The sequence below is a fragment of the Ancylothrix sp. D3o genome (genome assembly GCF_025370775.1).
Classification (GTDB): Bacteria; Cyanobacteriota; Cyanobacteriia; order Cyanobacteriales; family Oscillatoriaceae; genus Ancylothrix.
The window spans coordinates 254093-271085 of sequence record NZ_JAMXEX010000003.1; the positions used below are offsets into that span (position 1 = coordinate 254093).

The 16993-nt window shown below is 43.9% G+C and carries 8 protein-coding genes; 3 read left to right on the forward strand and 5 right to left on the reverse strand.

Features of this window, described 5'->3' with window-relative positions; genetic code table 11:
• Positions 1-114: 114 nt before the first annotated feature.
• From NG798_RS08485 to NG798_RS08495, 3 genes are all read right to left on the reverse strand, one after another.
• Positions 115-879 (reverse strand): hypothetical protein, encoded by a 765-nt coding sequence (locus NG798_RS08485; RefSeq protein WP_261221905.1) that lies wholly within the window; start codon positions 877-879, stop codon positions 115-117.
• 84 nt (positions 880-963) lie between these two features.
• Entirely contained in the window at positions 964-1635 is a 672-nt protein-coding gene (locus tag NG798_RS08490; protein WP_261221907.1) for an SH3 domain-containing protein, read from the reverse strand.
• A gap of 391 nt (positions 1636-2026) precedes the next feature.
• Positions 2027-2761 carry a glycerophosphodiester phosphodiesterase family protein gene (locus NG798_RS08495; protein WP_261221909.1) on the reverse strand — a complete coding sequence of 245 codons (735 nt, stop codon included), beginning with the start codon at positions 2759-2761 and terminating at the stop codon, positions 2027-2029.
• Between the two features lie 267 nt (positions 2762-3028).
• Here NG798_RS08495 and NG798_RS08500 point away from each other — a divergent pair, with 267 nt between their 5' ends.
• The 3 genes from NG798_RS08500 to NG798_RS08510 all read left to right on the forward strand — a co-directional run bounded on the left by NG798_RS08500 (position 3029) and on the right by NG798_RS08510 (position 13330).
• On the forward strand, positions 3029-4474 hold the full coding sequence (locus NG798_RS08500; protein ID WP_261221911.1) for an ATP-dependent DNA helicase RecQ: 1446 nt from the start codon (positions 3029-3031) through the stop codon (positions 4472-4474).
• Positions 4475-4707: 233 nt separating this feature from the next.
• On the forward strand, positions 4708-8151 hold the full coding sequence (locus NG798_RS08505; protein ID WP_261221913.1) for an EAL domain-containing protein: 3444 nt from the start codon (positions 4708-4710) through the stop codon (positions 8149-8151).
• A 718-nt stretch (positions 8152-8869) separates the two neighbouring features.
• On the forward strand, positions 8870-13330 hold the full coding sequence (locus NG798_RS08510) for a PAS domain S-box protein (protein WP_261221915.1): 4461 nt from the start codon (positions 8870-8872) through the stop codon (positions 13328-13330).
• Positions 13331-13339: 9 nt separating this feature from the next.
• Here NG798_RS08510 and NG798_RS08515 read toward each other — a convergent pair whose 3' ends face one another.
• Positions 13340-15445: a protein kinase gene (locus NG798_RS08515; RefSeq protein ID WP_261221916.1), complete on the reverse strand. Its 2106-nt coding sequence runs from the start codon at positions 15443-15445 to the stop codon at positions 13340-13342.
• A gap of 425 nt (positions 15446-15870) precedes the next feature.
• On the reverse strand, positions 15871-16959 hold the full coding sequence (locus NG798_RS08520; protein ID WP_261221918.1) for a WD40 repeat domain-containing protein: 1089 nt from the start codon (positions 16957-16959) through the stop codon (positions 15871-15873).
• Positions 16960-16993 lie beyond the last annotated feature (34 nt).

A 16993-nucleotide genomic window follows, 5' to 3' on the forward strand; every position in this document is an offset into this window, starting at 1 on the left:
GCTTGGCTAACAAAACACCTGCCGATTAAGCAAGATTATTCAAAATTTATAAAACCCTAAGCCGAACCTTAAATTAACTGCGGGTTTTTGTTGGGAGTATCAATTTTATCACCGTTATTTCCATTTTTCTGATTTGAGAACTGTGGCTAATTCTTCTAAAAGTAAATCTTGTTCTTTTTTAATCGCCTCCAGCCTGCTTAAAATCGTCGTCATTCGTGCTTGCCGGTCGTTACCTCGTAAAATATCTTCAAGTTTTTTCTCTCTCCCCTGAGAAGATTTTGGAATTAAACCCCAACCAAAACCCACCAATTTAAACGGGAAACTAAAAAGCCATACCCAAAATTTCTCTGTCACGTTAGAAACAGCTTTGAGTAAACCCGATAATAAAAATAACCCTAACAGCAATAACACCAAACTTTGCAAAGGATGATTTACTAACCAAATTAGTCGAGGATGACCGGCAATCCAGCTACTCAAAGATGAATTAATCGAAGCTTGGATGCCCTCAGAAAGCGTGCGATTTAAAGTTTCCGCTTGTTGAATCGTTTCTTGCAAAGATGCTTTGGCGGCATTTGTAGCGGCGCTTACAGAGTTAATTGCTTGATTTGTTTTTTCGCTAACAGTATTAACGGCATTTGTTGTAGTTTGCGTTAAAGTTGTTTTAGCGTTTTCTGTGATTTGATTAAGACTTTGGATAGCTTGACCGGCACTTTGGGATAAGGCTGTTTTAGCTTGTTGGTTTGCTTGGCTAACAGAACTTACAGCATTGCCGGCACTTTCATTGAAAAAATCCTTAGTTTTCTGGAAATTTTGGCTAATTTCTTCTGGTAGGTAAATTTGCATTGCAGCAGCCAACATAATGACAGGTTTTTGTTCCATGATATCCCATTGTGCAGTCACAGAAACACAAAAGGTTGGGCTATACAACCCAACCTACTAAATAAAACCGGCAGCAATTAAACCCTACCGGCACATAATCAAACTGTTAGCAGAAACAAACCCCGCAACCGGCGCCGAAATTTCAACCCAATTGCGAGTCGCACCACTTTTATCGCGGACAAGTTTATACCCAGAAACCAGCGTCACTCTGCCACCCGTTTGCACACTTCCGCGCAATCCAGAGGCCGGTGTTGCATCCGCACGAACCACTAAACCCTGGGGCGCCGCACGCCGATCTACCTGACGGCATAAGTTAGCTGTTGTGGCTGCCGGTTGTGCTGCCGGTTGTGCAGCAGGTTGTGCGGGAGAAGGATTACTAGCAGATGTGCCATCACAATTAACCAAATTATTCAAACTGTTGGGATATCCCGCTGATACAAACCCCCGCACCGGCCCAGAAATTTCCACCCAAACCCGTCCATCGGGGCCAGCAATATTTCTAAAATTTTCCACCAGCGTCACTTGCCGGTTTAATTCCACACCCCCCACCACAGCAGAGTTTGAATTAGCGCTTCGTCGCACAGCTAAACCTTGACGCACATTCACCCGCCGGCACAAGTTCGCCTGTGCAATTTCCATATTGTTTGTGCCTGAGTTTTCCACCCCAGCAAACGCCGATAAACTCAGACTTCCAGCCATAACAACGGCTGAGCTTAATACCGCCACACCTTGGCCCCACTGACTCTTGATTTTCATCTTTCTTGACTCCTCACGTTAGTTTAATGCTGTAGTTATAGCAAAAAAAACCATTCTTTCGATCTGCCTAAAGCTTAAAAATAATGGAAACTTGCCGGTTTTACATTCAAGCTACCTCGCTTTAAACGCAACTCTGCCTTTTTCCATTGCTTTTATGTATCCCACCAGCGATGCTTTCGCCTCCGCCACCCACCCTTTTTTACCCATACATCCAGGCTGTTTTAATTCTTTCTCTTTCTTAGAGATTTTTGATTGTTTGGCTTCTTTATTTTCCTTATTTTTAAGAGTTTTATTAATGATAAAAGTTCCTTTTTTTTGCTTTATTTTTGTGATTAATCAACTCGGCGAAACATTAAAATTATTCCTTTTTTCACCATCGGAATTTTTCAGCTTATTTACTTTTAAAAATTAAAGAATTCGTGACAATTCGCCTCACGCCCAACGCTTCTAACTTTTGCATATCCTCTAAACTGTCCACCGTCCAAGCCACAATTTCCACTCCCAAATCTTGGCTTGCTTGGATTAAACCTGGATTTTCTAACAACAAATGATACTCACTCACCATAACCGTTTTTTCTCGCCGCGAAGCTTTGGCAAGTTGAATTTGATAATCGCTTTCCTTGGCCACAATATATCCTAACTTTATTTGCTCGGAACACCGGCCCACCTGCTCCACAAATTCTTCATTAAACGACGTTATAATACACTTTTCTTCCAAGCCGCTACCCGCAATCATTTTTAACAAATTTTCAATATCCTTTTCCTGCCAATCGCAATAGCGCTTTACTTCCAAATAAATAAACTTTTTAATTTCTTGCAACTGCGCCAAAACTTCTTTTAAAGTCGGGATTTGTTGACCGGCAAACTCTGCCCCCTTCCACTCCCCCGCATCCAACCTTTTTAACTCTTCCAAGCTTCTCTCCTTCAACTTTCCCGCCGCGCCGGTTGTCCTTTCTAAACTCTCATCATGGAACACCACCGCCACCCTATCCGCCGATAACTGTAAGTCGCATTCTATCGAATCCGCCCCCGCTTCTATCGCTTTTCTAAACCCTGCTAAAGTGTTCTCAGGTGCGATAGCCGAAAATCCCCGATGCGCGATTATTTCTGGTTGGGTACTTGACATTTTTTTTGATTTATTTTATGCTATATATTATAAGGGAAATATTGATAAAAATTCTGGAGAAGCTCCGATTCCCATTATAATATACACTTTAGCAGATATCAAAACATTTAGCAACCCCCCAGCCCCTCTTTTTAAGCAAAAACTTTACAAATTTTTGAGTCAAGAAAATTGCCAAAATTAGGGGCCGGTGAACCCAGAGATTTGTGAGCCGGCAGAACAAGAAAGCAGCCAAACCCGCAACAATTGCTAAAAAAAGAGGTATCAAACATGAACCCACAGGACAATAAGCAAACCCCAATTCCCAACCACATCCTCAGCAGCTTTCAAAAAATTTGGGGATACGCAGACTTTCGACCACCACAAGGCGAAATTGTCCGCACAATACTGGAGCAAAAAGACGCCTTAATAGTCATGCCCACCGGTGCCGGAAAATCGATTTGTTTTCAACTACCAGCCATCATCCAAACCGGCCTAACCCTCGTCATTTCCCCATTGGTTGCCCTCATGGAAAACCAAATTCAAGAACTGCAACAAAAAAACCTAAGCGCCGCCTCACTCCACAGCGAACTAAGCACCGAAAAACGCCGCCATATTCTTCAACAACTGCAAAACAATAAACTTAAATTACTTTACCTATCCCCCGAAACCCTCCTCAGCAAGCCGGTGTGGTCAATTTTAATTCAACCGCAGATAAAAATAACCGCTTTGATCATAGATGAAGCCCATTGTATAGTCCAATGGGGAGACACATTTCGTCCCGCCTATAACCGGCTTGGAGTAGTCCGAAAAGCCCTGCTCAAAACAAAACCAACCGGCACAAAAATCAGCCTAGCCGCCTTCACAGCCACCGCCGATCCAAGCGCCCAAAAAACCATCAAAAACGTCTTAGAACTGCAAAACCCTCAACTTTATTTAATCAACCCCTACCGCCCAAACTTGCATCTGCAAATCCAAACAATTTGGACACCCCGCAGCCGCAGGCAAAAGCTCTTAAAATTTATTAAAAGCTTCCCCAACCAGTCAGGTTTAGTCTATGTGCGTACCCGAAAAGACAGCGAAATACTCAGCGAATGGTTAGAAGAAAAAGGATATAAAACCAGCGCCTATCACGCCGGCCTTTCTCCCCAAGAAAGACGCATAATAGAAACAGACTGGCTAACAGGAAAAACACAATTTGTAGTCTGTACCTGTGCCTTTGGCATGGGAGTTAATAAACCAGATGTACGCTGGGTGATACATTACCAACCACCGGCACAACTATCAGAATATCTGCAAGAAATAGGGCGTGCCGGTAGAGATGGAAAACCCGCCACCGCCCTAACCTTAATCAGCGAACCCACCGGCATATTTGATCCGCAAGACAAACAACAAAAGCAATATTTTGAAAAGCAAAAACAAAACCAATACTGGCAAGCCCAACAAACCCTTAAAAAGCTTCCCCCCCAGGGAGATATTAGCGCCATCACAAAACAACATCCCCACGCCGACATCACCCTATCGCTTTTGCAGGCCACCGGCAGCCTGACTTGGGTTGATCCATTTAATTACAGCATAAAAAAACAAACTCCCCTCAAAGAACCGCCCAACCTCAAACCCAACCTTACAGAATACCTGCAAACTCGACAATGCCGGTGGAAATTTTTACTATTTGCCTTTGGCTTTGCAAGCAATAACAACTGCGGACATTGTGACAATTGCCTCAAATCTCAGTGAAGTATAAAATGTAACATCCCCCCACCCAAAAAAACATCAATAATTCCTTGCAGATGTAACATTTTTGTTACCAATGGGAAAAATTTTTATAAAGCGCCCCTATTGCCGAGATGATGGCAAACACTTCTTACAAAAGTAGAAAAAATTCTGTGTAAATGACTGCGGAATTAAAAGCACTTCCCCCTTAATATTAAGGATGGGTGAAAACATTATTTCCATAAACCAGCGCAAAAATGTCCCACATCAACAAGGCGGGGCAAAGAGTGGGCCAACACAACCCAGACAACAACATTTGCGGAGAATATCCCGATCCCTTACCGGCCGTCTTAGATCAAGCCTCTGACGGCCTGTTGAGCGTAGATATTAATCCCGACCAAATAGCAGAAAGTTGTGGGGGTTCCATCTTTGAATTTCACATAGTCCGCGCAAACCCAGCCAGTCGGCTTTCTCAGGGTTTCTCAAACCCCCAACCTCTAATGGAACTTCCCTTACAAGAGGGCTGGCCGGCATTGCTTGCCCAAATCATCGTTTCACAACTCAAACACTGTCTCGAACAAGAAAAGCTGATCAGCAGCGCTCTGGCAAATAACTGCAACCTGCCAATGGATCTGATGCCGGTCAACCATTACCCAGCCAACATTGAGCGCATCATCGCACTGTGCAAAAATCTTCACGCCTTAAGTGAAACCGAAACCGACGGCCAACAAGAAACCCGAAAACTATCTCATTTAATTAACTGCTTGCCGGGGATTGTTTTTAGCTGCACAAACCCCCCAGATTGGGAAATGACCTATCTCAGCGAAGGATGCTATAAATTAACCGGATATACAAGCCAAGAACTGACAGGAAAAAATCGCACCACCACCTACGACGACCTCACCCACCCAGCAGATTTAGAAACAGTTATTCAAGCAATAAAAAAAGCCATCACAAACAAACAGCCCTATGTGGTAGAATATCGAATTTTCACAAAAGATGGGCAAGAAAAATGGCTTTGGGAAAAAGGAAGCGGCGTTTTTGACAGCTATGGAAACATACTCGCCCTCGAAGGCTTCATCAGCGACATTACAGAGCGAAAACTTGCAGAAGAAGCCAAAAAAGCCAGTGATCGCGTCCTTGAAAGCATGGTGGAAGGCGTTATCCTTTGGGACAAAGACGGCATTATGACTTATACAAATCCGGCTTTTGATGCCATGTTTGGATACAAAAATAGCGAAGTAATTGGCCAGCACATTTCTATTTTAAGTGCTTATCCTATGTCAGAAAATCAGAAAATTATCAGCGAAATTAATCAAAAATTAAATGAGCAAGGGAAATGGCTGGGGGAATTTAACAACCGCAAAAAAGACGGTAGTCTATTTACCACCTATGCCCATATCAGCACCCTCGAAATGGCCGAAAAAAAACATATTTGCTGCGTTTGTGAAGACATCAGCGACAGAAAACGCGCCGAAATTGCCTTGCGAGAAGCCGAAAAAAAATATCGCAGCATCTTTGAAAACGCTGTCGAAGGCATTTTTCAAACAACTCTTGATGGTTCTTATCTCACTGCTAACCCCATGCTGGCACGCATCTATGGTTATGAGTCGCCTGGGGAACTAATGAGCAGCATTCGCAACATTGAACAACAGCTATATGTTGACCCAAAACGGCGAGCAGAATTTACCCGCATTCTCCAAGAAAATGATGCGGTTTTGGAATTTGAGTCTGAAGTTTATCGCAAAGATAAAAGCAAAATTTGGATCAGTGAAAATGCCCGTGCCATACGAGGCCCAAATAGACAACTGCTCGGTTATGAAGGCACTGTAATTGATATAACTCGGCGTAAACAAGCCGAAGCAGAATTGCTTAAACGCGATAGCCTGCTTGAAGCGGTGGCCGCAGCCATGACACATTTACTCACCGAAAGCAATCATCGCTCGGCAATAGTGAATGCGCTGGCAACTCTGGGCAATGCCGCTTTTGTGGATCGTGTTTATATCTGCGAAAACCACACCCACCCAGACACCGGCCAAGCGGCAATGAGCATCCGCTTTGAATGGTGCCGGTCTGATATTTCATCCACTATCGACCAACCCTCTAGGCAAAATTTAAGCTACAACAGCACCGGCCTCCAAGAATGGTATGACATCCTGAAAACCGGCCAACCGATTGCCGGCACAATCACGGACTTTTCTTTGGAAGTTCAACCGTTATTAGAAGCTAACCAAGTTATCTCGCTGTTGATGGTGCCGGTGTTACTAAATAACGAATTTTGGGGCTATATCGGCTTTGATGATTGTCACAGCATTCGGTCTTGGTCAAAAAGCGAATTATCAATATTAGTCGCCATTGCGGCCAGCATTGGAGGTGCTGTACAGCGCCACCGCACCCTCGCCAGTATCCACCATCAAGCCTACCATGACCGGCTCACCGGCCTGCCCAACCGCCAACTGCTCGACACTCAACTGCCGGTCGCCTTGGAAACCGCAAACAGTACAGGCCATAAACTTGCCGTTATGTTTCTTGACCTCGACCGCTTTAAAATTATCAACGATACTCTCGGTCATGCCGTTGGCGACCAACTTTTGCAATGCGCCGCTCAACGTCTGCGAAATTGTCTGCGCGACCAAGATATAATCGTCCGCTGGGGTGGCGATGAATTTATTTTGCTTTTACCTAACCTTAACAGCGCTGAGGATGCCTCTAGTATTGCTCAGCGTATTCTCGAAGCTCTCCGCCCTGCCTTTGACATTGAACAAAACCAACTGCATATTACCAGTAGTATTGGAATTGCTCTTTATCCCCACGACGGCGAAGATGCAGAAACTTTAATCAAAAATGCTGATATTGCTTTATATCGCGCTAAAGAAGAAGGCCGGAATAATTATCAAATTTATACCGCCGGCATGAATTCCTGTGCTTGCGACTTTTTACAAATTGGTAACAACTTGTATGACGCGCTGGAACAAGGGGAATTTTTATTACATTATCAACCTCAATTTAATACGGCCAGCGGCAAAATTACTGCTATGGAAGCTCTGCTGAGGTGGCAACATCCCCAACGCGGTGTTATTTTTCCAGAAACTTTTATTCCCCTGGCTGAAGACAATGGTACTATCTTTTCACTAGGCCGGTGGGTATTGCAAACCGCCGCCCTCCAAGCCAAAACGTGGCTCGATCTCGGTTTATCTCCTGTCCGCGTCGCTGTCAATATTTCCAGTCGTCAATTCACTCAACCGGCCTTTGTTGAAATTGTCAAAAATATCTTGCACTCCACCGGCCTGCCAGCAGCTTATCTGCAACTAGAAATTTCTGAAACCATTGCTACCCAAAATGTTGCCTATACAGGCCAAGCTTTTCAACAACTTTCCCGCCTGGGGGTTCACATTTGTATTGATCATTTTGGTGCCGGTTATGCTTCCCTCAAAAGTTTAAAACATTTTGATTTTCACAGCCTTAAAATTGACCGTTCTTTTATCGCCGACTTGAACGATAATCCTCAAGATGCCGCCATTGTTACAGCGCTTTTAAATCTCGCCAATGCTCTTAATATTAACGTCATTGCTGAAGGCATCGAAACCGAACAAAACCGCCACTTATTGCAAAAATTGGGCTGCCAAGAAATGCAAGGTTATTTATTTCAACGGCCTCTAGCAACTGACCAAGCCACCAATTTTTTAAAAGATTTTTATTAAATTTTCTCCTGCCTGGGCATTTTTTAAGAGTATCCCTATTCAAATGCTCTCTTGTTCAGTAATTTAATATAGCATTTTTTTTATAATTGCACACCCCAAACTCGGTAACTTGGGCGAAAGCCGGTGTTTAAAAAACGTTTCTGTACTTCATATAACTGAAAAACTCTATAACTCAAGTTGCTATCTTAACCGCAATTGCTAGTTATATTCTCAGAGTTTTAGTAGCCTCGCACCACCCTTAAAAATAATTGCTTTGAGCATTCCCCGCTTTATTAAATCCCCCCAGGCTTCCTTAAAAAAGGCAGAGATAGAGGAAAAAATTTTTCACCGGCGGTAAGGGGGGGGATACTACACTCTTGCTCATAAAGCAAATAATTGTTATATTAAGAAAATTTTTCAAATTTAGTCAAAGCCGCCTCACCCCCACTGCCAAATACCCAATGCTGCTGTAAGCAAAAGACAAATTGCTTTTAGCCACGCCATTTTAACGCTCAGCAGCTTTTTTGACAACTGTTTAGGGCTTCCTCTATCTCAAGATAGAGTCGAAAAACAGCCAGTAATGATTCAATAAAAATACCTGGAATTGCCTCAAAAAAAATTTACATTTTCATACCCCAGGCAGCCCCGGATCATAATAATTATTCGGCATTATTTTTTGGCTAAATATCTGATGAATTTATAAAAAATAACAAATTTTTATTGATTAGGAACGCCGACTATGAATTATCCCCCAGAACTCTCAAAACTTTTGGCCAAAAAGGCCTCCGCAAAAACAGCCAATCCTCCTGATTTAGCCTGCTTCCAGCAAGAAACTCAGCAAAATTCACTCGGAATAATCACAGCATCTTTTGAAGGCATCGTCTTACACGAAAAAGGGAAAATTGTAGAAGCAAACGCCGCCGTAGCGCAAATGTTTGGTTATGAAATTTCCGAGATTTTAGGCAAAAATTTCCAAGAGCTTTTACTATTTAAATTTTCAGATTTTTTGGATAATTTTTCAAAAAACAGCAAGTTTCAAGAAGCCATAGGGTTAAGAAAAGATCAAACTTTTTTTCCCATAGAAATTTGCCGTCAGACCACGATTTATAAAGGCAAAAAAGTCAACATCAGCCTGATTAGAGACATCAGTAAATACAAATGTACCCAGCATAAACTCGAAGAATCTCTCTCACTGTTGCGAGCCACCCTCGACTCAACCGCCGACGGCATTTTAGTTGTAAATAATTCCCGAAAAGTAACGCTTTATAACCGCAAATTTTTGGAAATGTGGCGCATACCTGATGCCGTTATAAACTCACAAAAAAGCAGCATATTACTTGATTTTGTTCTCGAACAATTAAAAGAGCCGCAAGTTTTTCTTGCCAAAGTTATCCAACTGTATAATCAACCCGATGCCGAATCTTTTGATGTTATAGAATTTAAAGATGGCCGAGTATTTGAGCGTTCCTCTCAACCGCAACGCATTAGCGGTGAAAGTGTGGGCAGAGTTTGGAGTTTTCGAGACATCAGCGAACACAAAAAAGTCCAAAAAGAACTTGAAAAATCTCTGTGTATGTTGCGGGCAACTCTGGAGTCAACCGCAGACGGGATATTGGTGGGAAATCATCCGGGTGAAATCTCTCATTACAATCGCAAATTTGCGGAAATGTGGCGCATTCCTGAAGATATTTTAATGTCGCAGAATGGCAAAGCGGCAACAGAATTAGTTTTAAGCCAATTAAAAAATCCCCAAAATTTTATTGACAAAGTTCAACAAGCTTACATTAATCCAGAAATTGAGCAGCAGGATATTCTGGAATTTAAAGACGGTCGAATTTATGAGCGTTATTGTATTCCCCAGCGTTTAGAAAACGAAATTGTAGGAATTGTTATTAGCTTTCGGGATATTACAGAAAGAATGCGAACTGAAGCCGCTTTACGACAAAGCGAAGCCACCAATAGAGCCTTGCTGAATGCGATTCCCGATTTAATTTTTCGTTTCCGCGCCGATGGCACTTATTTAGATTACAAAGGCGGCGGAAATAATCCACTTGAAATATCGCCAGAGAATTTAGTAGGAAAAAACGTTTTTGAAATATTGCCGAGAGAAGTTGCCGAGCAGTGCTACCACTACATCCAAAAAGCCCTAGCCACCGACCAATTACAAATTTTTGAATATCAATTAATAATTAAGGGGAAAGAATATAACTATGAAGCTCGCGTAGCAGTTTGTGGAGAGTCGGAAGTTTTCGCAATTGTCCGCGACATCACCCTTAGCGTAGCGTCCCGCCGGGAAAAGAAACAGGCTAGAGAAGAATTACAAAAATCCGTTTCAATGCACCGCGCTACCCTCGAATCTACGGCAGACGGTATTCTCGTGGTAGACACCGCCGGCAAAATCTCTAGTTTCAATCAAAAACTTATCGAAATGTGGTGTCTTCCTGACGGATTTATCACTTTAGAACAATATAAAATCTACCTCAAACTAGCTTTTAAACAATTAAAAAAACCGCAAAAACTTCTCCAAAGATTCCGTTACTTGCAAGCAAAAGAACAAGAAGTATATCTGGATTGGATTGAATTTAAAGACGGCAGAATTTTTGAAGTATATTCCCAACCCCAGCGACTCGCCGGAAACATCATCGGTAGAGCTTGGAGTTTTCGAGATATCACTAAACGCCGACTCGCTGAACAAGAACTTTCCAGAACGCAAGAACGTTTTGAATTGCTTGCTCGCACCACAAATGATGCTGTCTGGGATTGGGATCGGCTTACCAATCGAAACTGGTGGGGTGGAGGTTTTCGCACCTTATTTGGTTACGACAGCAATCAAATTCAGCCCTCTTATGAACTGTGGTGTCAACTTATCCATCCTGATGATCGAGAGCGAGTTTGTTCTTTTTATCAAAAAGCTGTCGATAATAAGGAGCCATTTATTTCTGTTGAATATCGCTTTCAGCGTGCTAATGGTACCTACGCTTTTGTGTTAGATCGCTGTTGCTTTATTCACGACGCCACCGGCAAAGTTATTCGCTCCATTGGCGTAATGATTGATCTAACTTATCGCATCCAAGCCGAAGCCGAACTCCGAGAAAGTGAAGAACGTTTGAGACTTGCTTTAGAAGCCGCCAAAATGGGAATGTGGGACTGGAATATTCCTAGCAATGATTTGGTTTGCTCTAAACAATTCTTGCAACTTTTAGGCTTGCCGGCTGACTCATCGCTAACCTATGAAACTTTCCTAAAAATGGTGCATCCTGAAGACCGCGAAATGGTTAGAGCCATCAAAGAAAAAGCAATTGAAAACCGCACAGATTACACCTTAGAATGTCGTGTTTTGTGGCCGGATGGTAGCACCCATTGGATCGCTGGTCAAGGAAAAGTTTATTGCGGCTCAAACAACTTGCCGGTGAGAATGCTGGGGGTGAGTGTGGATGTCACTGATCGCAAACACACAGAACTGCAATTGCAGCAATCTCAGCAAATGTTACAGCTTGTGATTGATAATATCCCACAATATATTTTCTGGAAAGATAAAAATTCTGTTTTTTTGGGCTGCAATCGCAACTACGCTGAATTAACTGGGTTAAATTCACCAGCAGAAATTGCCGGCAAAATTGATGAAGATTTGCCTTGGCACCCAGAACAAATTGAGTTTTTATTGGAATGTGAACGCCGAGTTATGGCGACCAATACTCCCGAATATCATATTATTGAGCCGGTCTTAAAACCCGATGGCAAACAAGCTTGGTTAGATAGAAACAAAATTCCTCTGCACGATTTAGAAGGCAATGTTGTAGGTATTTTAGGAACCTTTGAAGACATCACCGACCGCAAACAATCCGAAGAACTGATCCGCTATCAAGCCACCTATGATTTATTAACCGGCTTACCGAATCGACATTTGTTTAATGATCGTTTACAAAATGCTTTAACTTGTGCTGCGGAAAGAGGCGAAATGGTGGCGGTTATGTTTTTAGATTTAGATCGTTTTAAAACCATTAACGATACCCTTGGACACGCCACCGGCGACCTGCTTTTGCAAGGAGTAGCCACCAGAGTTTCTGACTGTTTGCGCCAACAAGATACGCTGGCTCGCTGGGGAGGTGATGAGTTTACATTGCTCATTCCTCACCTAACAAAACTAGAAGATGCGCTCAAAATTGCTCAAAGAATTCTCGATATTTTAAAACCGGCCTTTCATTTAGAATCACATCTCCTTCACATCAGCAGCAGCATCGGCATTGCCCTTTATCCCCACGACGGAAATACACCAGAATTACTCCTCAAAAATGCCGACACAGCCCTTTATCGTGCCAAAGAAAAAGGACGCAACAATTACCAACTTTATACCCCAGCAATGAATTGCCGGGCCGGTGAATTATTAACCATCGAAAATAACTTGTACCAAGCCCTCACTTTGGGAGAATTTGTTTTACATTATCATCCTCAAATTGATGTCTCAACCGGCACTCTTACCGGCATGGAAGCTTTGCTGCGCTGGCAACATCCAGAATGGGGATTAATTCCACCGGCTACCTTTATTCCCCTCGCTGAAGAAAATGGTTTAATAGTGCCTTTGGGCCGGTGGGTATTGCAAACCGCTTGCGCCCAAAATAAAAAATGGTTAGATAGTGGCATTACCCCGTTGCGAGTAGCCGTCAATTTATCTGGTCGGCAATTTCAGCAAGAAAATTTAGTAGAAATGATTAGCGAAATTTTAGAACAAACCGGCCTTCCCCCCCAATTCTTAGACTTAGAAATTACTGAAACCGTTGCCATGCGAGATGTCAATTATACCCGGAATATCTTAGCTAAATTGCGTGCCAATGGAGTGCATTTATCGATGGATGACTTTGGCACCGGCTATGCTTCGCTGAGTTATTTAAAAAACTTTCCCTTCGACACCCTAAAAATTGACCGTTCTTTTGTTACAGACTTAACCATCAACCCCACAGATGCAGCCATTGTCAAAGCCATTGTTTCCCTGGGACAAGAACTTAATTTAAGAGTCGTCGTTGAAGGAGTCGAAACAGAGGAAGCACGGGATTTATTAATAAGTTTAAACTGCTATGAAATGCAAGGCTTTTTATTTAGCAAACCCCTCAATAGTACCTCAGCAACCGCCTTATTAAACCGGCCCTCCTCCTTTAGCTCTCCCCTTTCTCAGGCCGCTTCAATTCTTCAGTTTTACTCTTGACAAAAATCATTATCTATGATAAGGAAATCGCCAAACTTTCACAGTGCGGTCGCGGTTGCCGGCCAAGAGAGTTTGCCCATCCGGGCTAATAGCAATCGCAGAGACAGACCCATGAGGAGCAACGAAAGTATGGGCAAGCGCAGCGGTCGAGAGATTCCAAAGTTTAACGCTATCGGCAGCCGAAGCCAAAATTTTGCCATCCGGCGTAATAGCCAGAGATACAACCCCACTGCTGTGAGCTTCGACAACACTACGCAGTTTGCCGGTAGCCATATCCCAGAGGCGGATCGTGCCATCACTGCCCCCAGAAGCAAGAATTTGGCCGTTGGGGCTGATAGCGAGGGATAATACCGCACCTTTGTGTCCTTTGAGCGTGCGTATCGACTTGCCTGTAGAGAGATTCCAGAGTTTCACCGTTTGGTCATCGCTTGCCGAAGCAAAAATTTTGCCATTCGGGCTAATGACGATAGCATTAACCGGCCCATTGTGAGCCGGGATAGTCAAAAACCGACTAACCGAGGGCAACCTCCACAGCCGAATTGTTTTATCGCGGCTGCCACTCACCAGAGTTTGCCCGTTTGGAGTAAATGCCAAAGCCGTCACCGCTTCGGCATGAGTATTGGGGACACTCCGCATCCGAAAGCGTTTTTGGATATCCCAGAGGCGAATGGTACGGTCATCCCCAGCACTAGCCATGAGCTTGCCATTCTGGCTAATCGTTAACGCCCTGATCCAGCTATCATGGCCAATAAAGTTATGTAGCCGTCGGCCTCCGGGTAACTCCCAAAGACGAATATCCCGAAACGTTCCCGAAGCAAAGATCAATTCCGATTTTTGTGGGTCGCTCAAGCGAGCGGGGTTAATTGCTAGAGTTGTCACCGCACCAACTTCAGCGCCTCGGATTGTCTTTTGTAAAAACTGGCTACTGGGGATGCTTGCGAGAGTGCGGAGGGGGTTAGCCGGAAAGTCGCCATAGCGGAAATAGGCAAACAATTGGGTTGCACCTAGGGCGAACAAAAGCGCCAGGAAAACTTTAACAGCGAGTTTTTTGATTTCGGCAGTTTTATCGGCTTTGCGGCGGTTTTTTTGCAGAGAGGAAACCGGTTTGCCGATGGTATTTTGTTTAGAGCCGACGGTGCGACCTGAAGAGAGGCTTGTGTGGCTACCAAGGCGGGGTTTGGTGAAGCCAGACTGCGGGCCACCGGTGGTTTTATTACTGGGGTCAATTTCCGCGAGACACTGCATCAGCATCTGGGCATTTTGGGGCCGGTTCCCCGGAAACGGCGCCATCAGGTAATCAATAATATCTCCCAATTCTTGGCTTATTTGCGGAGCTTTATCGCGCCAAATTAACTTGCCGGTGCGGGGGTTTTCAGGAAACGCCGTCGGGGAAGAAGCCGTGATCAGATAAACAAACGTCCGACCCAAAGCATAAAAATCTGATTGCGGCACAGCTTTGCCGTTGACTTGTTCTGGGGGAGTATAGCCAGGCGAAACAATGCCGGTGACGTTTTGCCCTTGTCCAACTTTCGCTAAATAGGTGCCGGTCACTTCTCTGGCTGCACCAAAATCAATCAGCACCAGTTGCCCATTGGGCCGGCGCATGATATTCAGCGGTTTAATATCACGGTGGAAAAATTGCTGTTGGTGGACTTTTTCTAAAATTTCTGTGACTTTTTTGAGACAGTCCACTGCTTCTTCTTGCGAAAGCGGTTTATTGTTCCGCTGTTTCATCCACTCTTCTAAATTCAATCCCTGGATTTTTTCCATCACCAGGCAATGCAGTGGCTCTTTAAAATTATTTGGCAAATAAGTAAAATAGCCGTCGGTCTCTACCTTGGGAATTCCTGCGTGAGACAACCGACTCAATATGGTAGCTTCGTGCTTAAAAAGTTCTACCGCCTTGGGGTGGTTTTTGTAAAGAATTTTTAAGACTTTTAAAGTGCCTTGATCGTCCACCTCAAAAGTTTTGCCAAAACCACCCCCACCGAGGGGACGCACGACTCTATAGCGCCCACAAACGAGCAACTCAGAGCCACAGTGGCGGCAAATGTCTCGGTTATTGTTGGACAGATCCGAAGGATTTGGGCATTTGGGATTGAGGCAATAACTCACGGTGCTCTCGCTCACCCGTATTCAGACGACAGGCTCAACATCAATATAACTTGCAGCGCGTCCACGATCACTATAGGGTCACGCCACGCAATCGCTTTTTAAGAGTAGGGGCGGGTTTATCAATGTTGTCTGGGGGATACAAATATCCTTTAATAACCAGCCCCTACCCGGCTTGCCTGTTAAAAAACAAGAGATTGATCGCTCTAGGGGCTTGCATCCCAGCTTTTTTAGTTTTAGCGCAAAAGTGAATTTTTATCTGTATTTTTTAGTTTAGTTCGCCAGTTATTTTGGCAGTGTGTCTTATCTGTACACTTTACATTATTTTATCGCCAGCGATGACATGACATTCATCTGGTGGGTTTGTTGGCGTCAAGCGATCTTAAAAAGCGCTACCATGCCCGTTTATTCCCTCCAAACCGGCAATTTCACTTAGACTCCGTTGGCAAGTCGGTCGCTTGGTTTTGTGGTTTTACTGGCTGTTGCCAAATTTTGACCGAGTTATCCGCACTTCCACTGATCAGGGTTGTGTTATCCCGACTAAAAGCCAGTGAAAACACCGGCCCTTGATGACCGCTGAGGCTGTCGAGTAATGCAGCGGTGGAGCCGTTCCAAATTTTAATATTATTATCAAAGCTTCCTGTGGCAATTTTTTCACTATCCTTGCTCACTGCTACCGACACAATGGGGGACTTATCAGCTAAAATTGACAATTCTAGCTGGTTTTTTTCGAGATTCCAAACCTTAGTTATTCCCTCATTACTGCCACTGACTAATTTTTTTCCATCCGGGCTAAACGCTAGGGCTAAAACCGAGCCTTTATGCTCTTTTAAAGAGGCAATTTTTTCGCCGGTGGCTGGGTTCCAAAGATTGATCACACTATCATTACTGGCGCTGGCCAGAAGGGTACCAGCGGGGTTAAAAGCCACCGCATTTACCCAGCTAGAATGACCGATCATGGTGCGAATTTCTACACCATTATCAGGGTTCCAAAGTTTAACGGTGTTGTCATCATAACCAGCGGCTAAAATTTTGCCATCGGGACTAAATGCCAGAGAATTTGCCGCCACCGGCAGGCTTGCCAAGGTGCGAATCAGATTGCCGGTTTGCCAATTCCAAAGTTTAATTGTGTTATCTTCAGAAGCAGAGGCGAGGATCTTGCCATCAGGACTACTAGCAACGGCATTAACTCGTTTTGTGTGGTCGCTGAGGCTGCGGAGTTCTTCCCCGCTTTGCAAGTTCCAAATTTTAATCGTGCTGTCATTACTTCCCGAAGCAATCATTTTGCCATCGCTAGAAATTACTACAGAATTAATGCTTTCCGTGTGGCCGGTGAGGGTGCGATTTTTTGGTTTTGTCTCGCTTTGTTCAGCTTTGACCTCAAGGGTGGAAAGCGGCAATGGCAAAGTAGTTTTTTTGGATTTGGAATAAAACCAATAACCACCCGCCCCCAAGACACCAAGGGTGGCGAGGACGACGATAACAACCCAGGGAGATTTTTTTTTAAAAAATACCATAAGGATAAGCTGAAAGGATTTTAGATGTCTGAAG

Excerpts from the sequence above, each read along its gene's own strand:
- NG798_RS08485 (WP_261221905.1), bottom strand. The coding sequence starts at position 879 with ATGGAACAAAAACCTGTCATTATGTTGGCTGCTGCAATGCAAATTTAC.
- NG798_RS08490 (WP_261221907.1), bottom strand. The coding sequence starts at position 1,635 with ATGAAAATCAAGAGTCAGTGGGGCCAAGGTGTGGCGGTATTAAGCTCA.
- NG798_RS08495 (WP_261221909.1), bottom strand. The coding sequence starts at position 2,761 with ATGTCAAGTACCCAACCAGAAATAATCGCGCATCGGGGATTTTCGGCT.
- NG798_RS08500 (WP_261221911.1), top strand. The coding sequence starts at position 3,029 with ATGAACCCACAGGACAATAAGCAAACCCCAATTCCCAACCACATCCTC.
- NG798_RS08505 (WP_261221913.1), top strand. The coding sequence starts at position 4,708 with ATGTCCCACATCAACAAGGCGGGGCAAAGAGTGGGCCAACACAACCCA.
- NG798_RS08510 (WP_261221915.1), top strand. The coding sequence starts at position 8,870 with ATGAATTATCCCCCAGAACTCTCAAAACTTTTGGCCAAAAAGGCCTCC.
- NG798_RS08520 (WP_261221918.1), bottom strand. The coding sequence starts at position 16,959 with ATGGTATTTTTTAAAAAAAAATCTCCCTGGGTTGTTATCGTCGTCCTC.